Genomic DNA, 12179 nt, shown 5'->3' with positions numbered 1-12179 from the left:
GGGCGGGGCCGTTCTCCCCAGGTGGGAGCAGGGGCCGCAAGGCCCCTTTTTTGTGTCTGTCGGTTACGCCTGGATACGGCGAACCGCTCGTCTTCAGCGGCCCAGCCCGGTCAGGCGGGCGGGTTCGAGGATCTCGATCCAGTAGCCGTCGAGGTCCTTCACGAAGGCGATGTCCTTCAGGCCGCCCTCGTCGGGGCGCTTCACGAACTCGACGTTGTTCTGGTCGAACCAGCGCACGGCGGCGTCCAGGTCCGGGACCGAGAAGCAGATGTGGCCGAAGCCCTGCGGTTCCTCGTTGCCGTCGTGGTAGTGGAAGTCCGCGTCGTTCTCGGTGCCGTAGTTGTAGGTCAGCTCGAGGATGCCGCGCTGGCTGAACATCCAGCGGGTGGCCTCGCCGGCGTCCTTCGGCGGCTGCGGTTCGTCCTCGCCAAGCTGCGCGAGGAAGTAGAGCGTGAACTCGAACTCCGGAAAGTCCAGCGTCTTCACCAGCTCCATGCCGAACACGCGCTGGTAGAAGTCCAGCGCCTTCTGCGGGTCCTTCACGCGCAGCATGGTGTGGTTGAAGCGAAAGCCTGCGGTGGGATTGTCGCTCATGGTGCGTCCTTGTCTCGGCCAAAGGGGGTGTCCCGGAAGACTGGAACACAGGCGGCGAGGTTCCCTCAAGTGCGCCCGTCACGCGTTGCGCTCGGAGCGAGGGGCTCCGCCACCGCGAGTCGCGCAGGTGGCGTCGCTGGCTTCAGGGAGTGCCCCGGCGCCGGTGGCTGCGTCGGGAGATCGCCACGGCGCTGCGCGCCTCGCGATGACGGGATTTGTGACGCGCCCGGCCAGTTCATTGTCCGTCACTGCGAGGAGGCGCAGCCGACGTAGCTGTCTGTTGGGGGTGCTTTCCGGCGGCGAGGCAGCGTTGGGAGATCGCTTCGCTTCGCTCGCGATGACGGGAGGCGTGGCCTTGGTGGGGCGGTTGGGGTTGTGTCACCGCGAGGAGGTGCAGCCGACGCCGGCAGTCTGTTGAGGATGCCCCGACGCCGGAGGCGGCGTTGGCCGATTGCTTCGCGATGCGCGCAATGACGGGAGGCGTGGCCTTGGTGGGGCGGTTGGGGTTGTGTCACCGCGAGGAGGTGCAGCCGACGCCGGCAGTCTGTTGAGGATGCCCCGACGCCGGAGGCGGCGTTGGCCGATTGCTTCGCGATGCGCGCAATGACGGGATGGTGGAGCGGCCGGGAACACACATCCCCGTCACTGCGAGGAGGCGTAGCCGACGTGGCAGTTTGTCGGGGTTGCCCCGACGCCGGGGACGCGTGGGGTGCTCGCTTCGCGGCGCTCGCGATGACGAGATGCTGGGCTTGGGGCGCGTGCCCGCGTCCAAAAGCACCGTCATCCCGGAAACCGCGCAGCGGTTATCCGGGATCTCCCGGGGCAGGCATGGCGTTCGTCGGTTCGGCTACTGCCGGCAGAACGGCCAGACCTGGTAGAAGCGCCGGCAGCGGAACTCGGATTCGCAGCTCTGTAGCTGGGACTCGTAGCGGTCGGCGCGCTGCGCTACCTGTCGGGCCGCGGCCCGGACCTGCGGCTTGCTCTGGTAGCTGCCGCGGTTATAGCCGCCCTGGCCCTCATGGTAGGCGAGGTAGAGGTGTTCCGAGTTGTACAACGACACGCCGGTCATGCGCTGGGTGCGGGCGTTGTACCAGCCGATGAAGTCGGTCGCGTGCTTCATGTGCGAACGTCGCGCGAAGCGGCTTCCGGCATCGTCCTGGTACTCGCCCCAGACCGGGTCCTGGGCCTGGGCATAGCCCCGGGCGGAGGAGGGGCGGCTCCACGGGATGAAGCCGAGCAGACGCTCGCGGTCCGGGCGCACGTGGCTGCGGAAGGAGGACTCCTGCTGGATGAACGACATCTGGGTCGCGATCGGCGTGCCCCATTCCCGCTCGGAATCCCGCGCATGATCGTACCAGCGCGGCTGCTCGCGGAAGATCTCGCAGATGTTGCTCTGGTCATCGGGCGGAGAGGGCGACAGCATGGAACACCCAGCGGTGATGGCTGCCAGCGCCAGCAGCAGCCCGGCCCGCAAAATGGCGACGACCGCCCGCCGCGTCTTCCTTGATTCTGCCTTGTCCACCCGAATCTCCCGCCCGGTTTCCCAATGGCCCGCGAGTATAAAGCACCCGCGGCGAGGGAAACGGGCGCGCCGTGCACCGGGCCTGCTTCCGGAGCTTGCCGCGGCCCCTGCGGGGCTGCGCAACGACAGGGTCGCGTCACCCGCCATCGCGAGCGGCTGTAAGCGATCTTCCGACGCCGGGGTGGCCCCGAAAGACTGCCACGTCGGCTGCGCCTCCTCGCCGTGACGGGAGCGGGGAGGCGCGGTCCCGGCGCGCCCTACATGCCCGTCATCGCGAGGCGTGCAGCGCCGCGGCGATCTCCGTCCGGGGCCACCGGAATCGGCCGTCGTGCGCGGTGTCAGGGTTCATCGACTCCGGCCGTCTGTGTGGGAGAGACCCTGCCCGAGAGACGCCAGGCCGGATCTCCCGGTAGGAGCTTGCTTGCAGGCGAACGCCCCTGCCCGCGTCCGACAATGGCAGGGGCTTCGCCTGCGAGCAGGCTCCTACCGGGGGGTGGTCCAGTCGGGGTCGAGGGGGCTCAGGGTCGGGTCGGTTCGCCACGGGCCTGGCTCGACCGGATCGCGGGCGATTTCGCGGATGCGGTCGATGAACGCCTGGCGGGGCAGGGTGATGGCCCCGAGGTTGCGCAGGTGGGCGGTCTCCATTTGTACGTCTACCAGCGGCCAGCCCCAGGCGACCAGGTGGCGGCACAACCAGGCCAGCGCCATCTTGGAGCCATCCCGCTCGCGCGAGAACATCGACTCGCCGCAGAACAGCCGCCCGACCGCGACGCCATAAAGCCCGCCGATCAGGCGCGGGCCGTCCCACACCTCCACCGAATGCGCGTGGCCCGAGCGGTGCAGTGCGATATAGGCCTGCTGCATGCTGGTGGTGATCCAGGTGCCATCGGCGTAGTCACGGGGGCCGGCGCAGGCCTCGATGACGGCCTCGAAGGCGCGATCGAAGCTCACCGTGTAACCGCGATTGCGGATCGCCTTCTTGAGGCTGCGATGCAGGCGGAAGTGGCCCGGCTCCAGGACCGCGCGCGGGTCCGGGCTCCACCAGAGGATTGGCTGCCCGGCCTCGAACCAGGGGAATACGCCGGAGCGATAGGCATTTAGCAGACGCGGCACGGAGAGATCGCCCCCGGCGGCCAGCAGCCCGTTGGGCTCGGGCAACGCCTGCGCCGGGTCCGGAAACGGCGCCTCCGGATGCTCCGGATCGAGCCAGGGCAGGGTGATCTGGGGGCCGGAGGTCATGGGGCGAGCCCCCAACGGCCAGAGTCCAGCGCGGGCAGGGGCTTCGCGGGCAAGCCCGCACCCACAGGGCGACCCGGGGTCCCGGAGTGCGGAGAAGCTCCAGTTGGCGAGCCTGTTGCCTGGGTCGGGAGATCCCGGCTCTTCGCTGCGCTACGGCCGGGATGACGAGGTGGGGCACTGCGGCCGGGATGATGGGTGTCGGTGTGCCGGCGGCATTGTAGGAGCCTGCTTGCAGGCGAATGGGGTGTGGGGGAGTCCAGCGCGGGCAGGGGCTTCGTGGGCAAGCCCGCTCCCACAGGGCGATCCGGGATCCCGGAGTGCGGAGAAGGTCCAGTCGGCGAGCCGGTTGCCTGGGTCGGGAGATCCCGGCTCTTCGCTGCGCTACGGCCGGGATGACGAGGTGGGGCGCTGTGGCCGGGATGACGGCCGCAGCGAGCCGGGCTCGGGTTAGCGGTCGGGCACATCATCGGAATGGGCCTGGCGATAGGGCGAGTGTTCGTGCAGGCGTTCGCACTGGGCGCGCATCATCTGGGCCTCGCGCTCGCAGAAGTCGCGCACCGGCTGCTCGAAGCCCTCGGTCAGGATCAGGTGGGCGGAGTACGTGGGCGTGGGCAGGAAGCCGCGCGGGATCTTGTGCTCGCCCTGGGCACCCGGCTCGAAGCGGGCCAGCCCCTCGCGGATGCAAAACTCGATGCCCTGGTAGTAGCAGGTCTCGAAGTGCAGGTCGGCCAGCTCCTCGGTGCAGCCCCAGAAGCGCCCGTACAGGGTGTCGTGGCTGCGATAGCAAAGCGCCGCGGCGATGGTCTCGCCGTCTCCCTTCGCGTCCGGTTCTGTCGCATCCGGATCCGCCGCGCTGGGGCGCCGGGCCTCGAACAGCACCACCTGATCGCCCAGTTCGGCCGCGGTCTCGACAAAGAAGGCCTCCGACAGCGTCGGGATGCCCATGTGCTTCTCGAAGGTGTCCACGTAGAAGCGGTGAAAGCGCGCCCAGTCCTCCGCCTGCCCGGTGGCGCCGGTCAGGGTGCGAAACACGATCCCGGCCTCGTTCACGCGGCGGCGTTCGCGCTTGATGTTCTTGCGCTTCTTCGAGCTGAGCGCGCCGAGGAAGGCGTCGAAGTCCGCGTACCCCCCGTCCGGGGCGTTGGTCCAGTGGTACTGGCAGCCCATGCGCTCGGCCAGGCCCAGCTCGCGGGTCACGTCCAGATCGTCCTGATTGGGGAACAGGATGTTCACGCCGGAGGCGTTCAGCTCGCGCCCGCGGGTGACCAGCGCGCGCACCAGCAGGGTGCGCAGGTGATCGAAGTCCGGCGCCTCCGGGTGCACCAGCAGGCGCGGGCCGGTGGCCGGGGTATAGGGCACGGAGACGACCAGCTTGGGGTAGTAGTTCAGCCCGTGGCGGTTCCACGCGCCTTCCCAGGCAAAGTCGAACACGAACTCGCCGTAGTTGTTGGTCTTGGCGTAGGCCGGGGCCGCCGCGACCAGCTGGCCCTCGCGGAAGATCAGCACATGCTGCGGGAACCAGCCGAACTGCCGGCCCAGGCACTCGTGGCGCTCCAGGCCCTCCAGGAAGGCATGGCGCAGGAACGGTTCGGTGCCGCCGGTCAGGGCATCCCAGGCGGCCGGGTCCACCTCGGCCAGGCCGTCACGCAGCTCGACGCGCTCCGCCGTGTTGCCCGTGGCGTCCTCCGACGGGTCCGCTGCCTGGGTGTCGCCCTCGGCGCTCACGCGATCAACCGAGCTTGTCCAGGTACTTCTCCGCGTCCAGTGCGGCCATGCAGCCAGTGCCGGCGGAGGTGACCGCCTGGCGATAGACGTGATCCATCACGTCGCCGGCGGCGAACACGCCCGGCACGGAGGTGGCCGTGGCGTTGCCTTCCAGCCCGCTTTGCACCTTGATGTAGCCACCCGCCATATCCAGCTGGCCCTGGAAGATGTCGGTGTTCGGTTTGTGGCCGATGGCGATGAACACGCCCATCAGCTCGAGATCCTTGGTCTCGCCGGACTCGGTGCTCTTGAGACGCGCACCGGTCACGCCGGTCTCGTCGCCGAGGATCTCTTCCAGGGTGTGGTTCCACTCGATGGTGACGTTGCCGTTCTTTTCCTTCTCGAACAGCTTGTCCTGCAGGATCTTCTCCGAGCGCAGCGAATCGCGCCGGTGCACCAGGGTGACCTCGGAGGCGATGTTCGACAGGTACAGCGCCTCCTCGACCGCGGTGTTGCCGCCACCGATCACCGCCACTTTCTGGCCACGGTAGAAGAAGCCGTCGCAGGTGGCGCAGGCGGACACGCCCTTGCCGGCGAAGGTGGTCTCGGACTCCAGCCCCAGGTACTGCGCGGAGGCCCCGGTGCAGATGATCAACGCATCACAGGTGTACTCGCCGGAGTCGCCGATCAGGCGGTAGGGCTTGTCCTTCAGCTGCACCGTATGGATGTGGTCGAAGATCACCTCGGTATCGAAGCGTTCGGCGTGCTTCTGCATGCGCTGCATCAGCTCGGGGCCCTGCACGCCCTCGTTGTCGCCGGGCCAGTTGTCCACATCGGTGGTGGTCATCAGCTGGCCACCCTGTTCCAGCCCGGTGATCACGACCGGGTTCAGGTTGGCGCGCGCGGCGTAGACGGCGGCGGTCCAGCCGGCCGGGCCGGAGCCCAGGATCAGCAGCGGGCAGTGACGCGGCGCCTTCTCGCTGCCGCCCTTTTTCGGCTGGGTCGCGGTGTCGCTACCGGAGGAGAGCGAGACGGCGCCGGCGGCTGCCTGCATGGCACCCGTGGCGACGGCGGCCTTGGGGGCGTCCTTCGTGCCGGCCTGCTTGCTCTTCTTGTCGGATGAGTCCTTGGCGTCGCTCATGCGGTACTCCCTGTCGATTCGATGAATACGGCTGGCGCCGCCGGCCCGGCCGGCAACGCAAAAAAGTGGGTTCGATAAGGCGGGGATTATTGGGACGCGGCGGATCTTTGTCCAACATCGCCACGCCGGACGTGGATGCCCCAAAGCGGTCCCCGCGCGCGATACCGATTCGGTAATCGCGGGCCATAAAACATTTTCATGTTCGCGTGGGCCGCAGGCACCCGGCGGGGAGTCACTACATCGGCGTTTGGTGGATAACCGGGGCGCCTCGCCAGGAATGGCGACAGGACGGAGAATGGGCGTTTTTATCCACAGCTTGCCCACGGCTTGTGCGCGGTTTGTTCTTTCGGGAGCTACTATATCTAGTGGCTATGCAGTTCTCGATCCCCGATCTATAGTATCTCACGTTCGATCCAACACCAGCGCGAGGCCCGTCATGCACAGCGATTCCCATACTGCCACAGCCCAGCAGGGCACCCAGTACCCGCCGCAAGCCGAACCGTCGGCCGAGGTCCTGGCGACCAGCCCGGGCCAGCACCAGGTGATTCGCCGCAATGGCAAGGTGACCGGCTTCGATGCCTCCAAGATCGAGGTCGCGGTGACCAAGGCCTTCCTCGCGGTGGAGGGCGGCAATGCCGCCGCCAGCCGGCGCATCCACGAGGTGTCGAAGGAAGTGGCCGGGCAGGTGGTGGACAGCCTGTTCCGCCGCGCCGGGACCCAGGGCATGACGGTCCACATCGAGGATATCCAGGACCACGTGGAGCTGGCGCTGATGCGCAGCGGCCACCACAAGGTCGCGCGGGCCTACGTGATCTACCGCGAGCAGCAGTCGCAGAAGCGCGCCGCCGAGGCCGCCGAGCAGGGTGCGGACGAACAAGCCGAGGCCACCACGCTGAACGTGACCCGGGCCGACGGCACCCTGGCCCCGCTGGACGAGGACCGCCTGCAGGCGGTGGTGGCCGAGGCCTGCGCCGGCATCGAGCAGGTGGATGGCGATAAGATCCTGACCGAGGCCCGCCGCAACCTGTTCGACGGCGTGGCCGAGAAGGATGTCTCCACCGCGCTGGTGATGGCCGCGCGGGTGATGATCGAGAAGGAGCCGAACTACTCCGAGGTCACCGCGCGGTTGCTGATGGACGCGCTGCGCCGCGAGGCCCTGAGCTTCGTGCACGGCCGCCCGGAGGAGGCCACCCAGGCCCAGCTGGCCGAGCGCTATGCCGATTACTTCGGTGCCTATATCAAGCGCGCCGCCGAGCTGGAGCTGGTCGACAGCGAGCTGACCCGCTACGACCTGGAACGCCTGGGCGCCGCGCTCAAGCCCGAGCGTGACCTGCAGTTCACCTACCTGGGCCTGCAGACCCTGTTTGATCGCTACTTCATCCACAGCGATGGCACGCGCTTCGAGCTGCCGCAGGCGTTCTTCATGCGCGTGGCGATGGGCTTGGCGATCAACGAGATCGACCGCGAGGCGCGTGCGATCGAGTTCTACAACCTGCTGAGCTCGTTCGACTTCATGAGCTCCACGCCGACCCTGTTCAACTCCGGCACCCTGCGTCCACAGCTCTCCAGCTGCTACCTGACCAGCATCCCGGACGACCTCGACGGCATCTACAGCGCCATCCGCGACAACGCGCTGCTGTCCAAGTTTGCCGGCGGGCTGGGCAACGACTGGACCCGCGTGCGCGGCATGGGCGCCCACATCAAGGGCACCAACGGCAAGTCGCAGGGCGTGGTCCCGTTCCTCAAGGTGGCCAACGACACCGCGGTGGCCGTGAACCAGGGCGGTAAGCGCAAGGGTGCGGTGTGCGCCTACCTCGAGACCTGGCACATCGATATCGAGGAGTTCATCGAGCTGCGCAAGAACACCGGCGACGACCGCCGCCGCACCCACGACATGAACAGCGCCAACTGGATCCCGGACCTGTTCATGAAGCGTGTGGCCGAGGACGGTGACTGGACCCTGTTCTCCCCGAACGAGGCGCCGGACCTGCACGACCTGATCGGTGCCGACTTCGAGAAGCGCTACAGCGAGTACGAAGAGAAGGCCGCGCGCGGCGAGATGCGCGTGTACAAGACCATGAAGGCCGTCGACCTGTGGCGGAAGATGCTCGGCATGCTGTTCGAGACCGGCCATCCGTGGGTCACCTTCAAGGACCCGTGCAACCTGCGCAGCCCGCAGCAGCACACCGGCGTGGTTCACAGCTCCAACCTGTGCACCGAGATCACCCTGAACACCTCGGATGACGAAATCGCGGTGTGCAACCTGGGCTCGATCAACCTGGCCGCGCATATCAACGAGGCCGGCGAGCTGGATCAGGCCAAGCTCGAGCGCACCGTGAACACGGCCATGCGCATGCTCGACAACGTGATCGACTACAACTACTACTCGGTGCCGCAGGCGCGTCGTTCCAACATGCGCCACCGCCCGGTGGGCCTGGGGATCATGGGTTTCCAGGATGCGCTGTACAAGCTGCGTCTGCCGTATGCCTCCGAGGCCGCCGTGGAGTTCGCCGATGCCTCCATGGAGGCGGTGTCCTACTACACCATCAAGGCCTCGACCGACCTGGCCGAGGAACGCGGGCGCTACGAGAGCTTCCCCGGCAGCCTGTGGAGCCAGGGCATCCTGCCGATCGACTCGGTCGAGAAGCTGGCCGAGACCCGCGGCGACTACCTGCAGATGGACACCACCCAGCGCCTGGAGTGGGACAAGCTGCGCAAGCGGGTCAAGAAGGTCGGCATGCGCAACTCCAACACCATGGCGATCGCGCCGACCGCGACCATCTCCAACATCTGTGGCGTGTCGCAGTCGATCGAGCCGACCTACCAGAACCTGTTCGTCAAATCGAACCTGTCGGGCGAGTTCACCGTGATCAACCCGTACCTGGTGCGCGATCTGAAGGACCGCGAGCTGTGGGACGAGGTCATGGTCAACGACCTCAAGTACTACGACGGCTCGGTGCAGCCGCTGGATCGCGTGCCGGAGGACCTCAAGGCCCTGTACGCCACCGCGTTCGAGCTGGACACCCGCTGGCTGGTCGAGGCCGCCTCGCGCCGGCAGAAGTGGATCGACCAGGCGCAGAGCCTGAACCTGTACATGGCCGAGCCCTCCGGGCCCAAGCTGGACGCCCTGTACAAGCTGGCCTGGGTGCGCGGGCTGAAGACGACCTACTACCTGCGCTCCATGGGTGCGACCCACGTGGAGAAGAGCACCGTGGCCGACTCCTCGCGCGCCAACAAGCTGAACGCCGTCTCCGGCGGCCAGCAGGCGTCCGAGCCGGAAGCGCCCAAGGCGTGCTCCATCCTCGACCCGGACTGCGAGGCCTGCCAGTAAGGCCCAGCCCGCGAGCGGGCACCGAAACCGTACGACCAAGCAAACTGAACAAAGGCCCGGCCACCGCGCCGGGCCGCCACCGAAAGAAGAGGGACACTATGCTTTCCTGGGACGATCCGATTGCCGCCGTAAAAGGCGAAGGCCAGAAACAACCCGCCGTACGCCCGGGCATGGGCTTTCAGGAGAACGACGCCCTGATGAGCACCGCCGGCGCTGCGCCCAGCGTCCCGCCGGAGCCGGAGAACGCCGGCCAGCCGCTGGCCGAGCCCAACGAGGAGGCCCTGACCGGCACCGGCCTGGAAGACATCGAGATGGGTGCCGAGCGCATCCGCGTGGATGACAAGAAGATCATCAATTGCCACGCGGACCTCAACCAGCTCGTGCCCTTCAAGTACAAGTGGGCCTGGCAGAAGTACCTGGACGGCTGCGCCAACCACTGGATGCCGCAGGAAATCAACATGAACGCGGACATCGCCCTGTGGAAGGACCCGAACGGGCTGACCGAGGACGAGCGCACCATCGTCAAGCGCAACCTGGGCTTCTTCTCCACCGCCGACTCGCTGGTGGCGAACAACCTGGTGCTGGCCGTGTACCGCCACATCACCAACCCCGAGTGCCGCCAGTACCTGCTGCGCCAGGCCTTCGAGGAAGCAGTCCACACCCACGCCTACCAGTACTGCGTGGAGTCCCTGGGCCTGGACGAGGGCGAGATCTTCAACATGTACCGCGAGGTGCCCTCCGTCGCCGTCAAGGCCGAGTGGGCCCTGCCGTTCACCAAGCACCTGGCGGACCCGAACTTCCGCACCGGCACGCCAGAGGCGGACCAGAAGCTGCTGCGCGAACTGATTGCCTTCTATGTCGTGTTCGAGGGCATCTTCTTCTACGTCGGCTTCGTGCAGATCCTCTCCATGGGCCGGCGCAACAAGATGACCGGCGTGGCCGAGCAGTTCCAGTACATCCTGCGCGACGAGTCCATGCACATGAACTTCGGCATCGACGTGATCAACCAGATCAAGGTCGAGAACCCGCACCTGTGGACCGAAGACTTCAAGGACGAGATGCGCACCCTGATCCATGATGCGGTCGAGCTGGAGGCGCAGTACGCCCGCGACACCATGCCCCGCGGCGTGCTCGGCATGAACGCCCAGATGTTCGAGGAATACCTGCACTTCATCGCCAACCGCCGCTGCGCCCAGATCGGCCTGGCCGAGATGTACCCGGGTGCCGACAACCCGTTCCCGTGGATGAGCGAAGTGCTGGATCTCAAGAAGGAGAAGAACTTCTTTGAGACGCGGGTTACGGAGTATCAGACGGGTGGGGCGTTGAGCTGGGATTGAACTGGAGACGTGAAGCATAGGGAAAAGGAGCCAGGGAGATGGCGATGAAGAAGCAGAAAAGGGCGCCTGATGGCGTCCTTTTTTACGCCCTAATTGGAGCCATGAAGCGCAACAGAAAAAGTTTTCCCCCGAAAATCTGAGGTAATATAAAAATTCTATAAATTCCGGGAACCGTGAGTGTGGGAGGGCGTATGAGTCGGTTTATATTATTGGTCGTGGGGTTTTTCGGTGTTGTTATTGTTTTGTCGTTGAGTGGGTTTCTCGGCAAGGAGTTTGCGCGGCATCTATTGTCTGATCGTGGTGGGTCCCCTTCTAGTTCCGGGCTTGAGGCTTCGCTCCAGGAAGCCGTTGACGATGTGAATGAGGCAGCACCGATGCAGCTAGACGAGATGCCGCGCCTAGATGGTGCAATGGTTAGTCACGGATCGAGAATAATATATTTCTACACCCTTACGGCGTTTGACGGTTCGCAAGTGCGAGTCGACGAATTAAATTCCGCTGTTTCGGGAGGTCTCATTGACCGAGTGTGCGCCAGTGAGGAGATAAGATCGCTGTTGGAGGCTGGTGCAGGGATGGTTTATCGTTATTCTGGGCGGTCGGGTGAGTTTCTCTTCGACGTGGAGGTGTGGCCGGGTTATTGTCCATAGGGAAGAGGACACCCATGATCGTCTTGACGGTCTGAGGCGGTCCGTCTCGGTTGCAGAGGGAGTGCATGAACTAGGAGGGTCCTGATGACGTGATCCAGAGGGATCTCGTTTCGATCGGGCTGACGCCGCAAAGAAGAGGGCGGGCAGTATACCGGGCTAGGACCGCAGTAGGGCGCGCAGGCTATTCGGCATAGAAAACTGGGGGACGAAGATCGACAGACCGGAGGCGGCCCGAGATGTATCCAAAGTACATGCAACCAAACGGCTGTCGATTTCGTGGGAACAAATACTATCCGTGAATTTAGGAAATTGTCTTGTCGAAAGCAGAGGACACCCATGAGTTCTTGGAAACCCTGAAAGGACAGATGGGCCCCACTGCTGTCCCACTTACGCGGCCCTCAGCCGCAGTGGCATCTGGGGATCGGGTGGATCGTGTTTCCGACCGCGGAGGAGATCGGCCAAGGGTCTGCGCTGGAACAGGTTCAATTGCACCAGGCGTAGCACGGCCTGGATGCCCATGGCCGAGCGTGAGACGAATTTCTGGAAGGCCACCAGCAGGTAGACGCACAGCGCCACGAAGATCTGCGAGGCGACCGCGTTCAGGCTCCGGCCCAGGAAGCTGCGGATCTTCAGGTTCTGCTTGATCCACTTGAAGAACAGCTCG

The 12179-nt window shown here is 65.8% G+C and carries 7 protein-coding genes and 1 pseudogene; 2 read left to right on the top strand and 6 right to left on the bottom strand.

All coding sequences use genetic code 11. The annotated features are described in order from the left end of the window. Positions 1 to 93 precede the first annotated feature (93 nt). The 5 genes from gloA to trxB all read right to left on the bottom strand — a co-directional run bounded on the left by gloA (position 94) and on the right by trxB (position 6200). The gene (gene gloA / locus D573_RS0105010) at positions 94 to 594 is read right to left on the bottom strand and encodes a lactoylglutathione lyase (protein ID WP_018168649.1); all 501 of its coding nucleotides are present in this window, start codon (positions 592 to 594) and stop codon (positions 94 to 96) included. An 847-nt stretch (positions 595 to 1441) separates the two neighbouring features. Continuing rightward, complete coding sequence (locus D573_RS0105005) at positions 1442 to 2017, bottom strand: lysozyme-like domain containing protein (protein ID WP_231362682.1); 576 nt, start codon at positions 2015 to 2017, stop codon at positions 1442 to 1444. 582 nt (positions 2018 to 2599) lie between these two features. Beyond that, entirely contained in the window at positions 2600 to 3355 is a 756-nt protein-coding gene (aat, locus tag D573_RS0105000) for a leucyl/phenylalanyl-tRNA--protein transferase (protein ID WP_018168651.1), read from the bottom strand. Positions 3356 to 3802: 447 nt separating this feature from the next. Continuing rightward, entirely contained in the window at positions 3803 to 5080 is a 1278-nt protein-coding gene (locus D573_RS0104995) for a GNAT family N-acetyltransferase (protein WP_018937799.1), read from the bottom strand. 4 nt (positions 5081 to 5084) lie between these two features. After that, a complete protein-coding gene (trxB, locus tag D573_RS0104990) occupies positions 5085 to 6200 on the bottom strand; it encodes a thioredoxin-disulfide reductase (RefSeq protein ID WP_018937798.1) in 1116 nt (371 codons plus the stop codon). 436 nt (positions 6201 to 6636) lie between these two features. Here trxB and D573_RS0104985 point away from each other — a divergent pair, with 436 nt between their 5' ends. Continuing rightward, positions 6637 to 9531 carry a ribonucleoside-diphosphate reductase subunit alpha gene (locus D573_RS0104985; protein ID WP_018937797.1) on the top strand — a complete coding sequence of 965 codons (2895 nt, stop codon included), beginning with the start codon at positions 6637 to 6639 and terminating at the stop codon, positions 9529 to 9531. A 98-nt stretch (positions 9532 to 9629) separates the two neighbouring features. Beyond that, entirely contained in the window at positions 9630 to 10868 is a 1239-nt protein-coding gene (locus D573_RS0104980) for a ribonucleotide-diphosphate reductase subunit beta (RefSeq protein WP_018937796.1), read from the top strand. Between the two features lie 1034 nt (positions 10869 to 11902). Here the strand turns inward: D573_RS0104980 and D573_RS14660 are convergent. Next, positions 11903 to 12179 (bottom strand): annotated as a pseudogene (locus D573_RS14660) (IS4 family transposase); the annotation flags it as partial.

The organism is Thioalkalivibrio sp. AKL9, assembly GCF_000377825.1.
In the GTDB taxonomy this organism is placed as follows: Bacteria; Pseudomonadota; Gammaproteobacteria; order Ectothiorhodospirales; family Ectothiorhodospiraceae; genus Thioalkalivibrio; species Thioalkalivibrio versutus.
The sequence above is the reverse complement of the archived record's forward strand: the minus strand, read 5'-3'. Positions and strand labels throughout refer to the sequence as shown.

Excerpts from the sequence above, each read along its gene's own strand:
- gloA (WP_018168649.1), bottom strand. The coding sequence starts at position 594 with ATGAGCGACAATCCCACCGCAGGCTTTCGCTTCAACCACACCATGCTG.
- D573_RS0105005 (WP_231362682.1), bottom strand. The coding sequence starts at position 2,017 with ATGCTGTCGCCCTCTCCGCCCGATGACCAGAGCAACATCTGCGAGATC.
- aat (WP_018168651.1), bottom strand. The coding sequence starts at position 3,355 with ATGACCTCCGGCCCCCAGATCACCCTGCCCTGGCTCGATCCGGAGCAT.
- trxB (WP_018937798.1), bottom strand. The coding sequence starts at position 6,200 with ATGAGCGACGCCAAGGACTCATCCGACAAGAAGAGCAAGCAGGCCGGC.
- D573_RS0104985 (WP_018937797.1), top strand. The coding sequence starts at position 6,637 with ATGCACAGCGATTCCCATACTGCCACAGCCCAGCAGGGCACCCAGTAC.
- D573_RS0104980 (WP_018937796.1), top strand. The coding sequence starts at position 9,630 with ATGCTTTCCTGGGACGATCCGATTGCCGCCGTAAAAGGCGAAGGCCAG.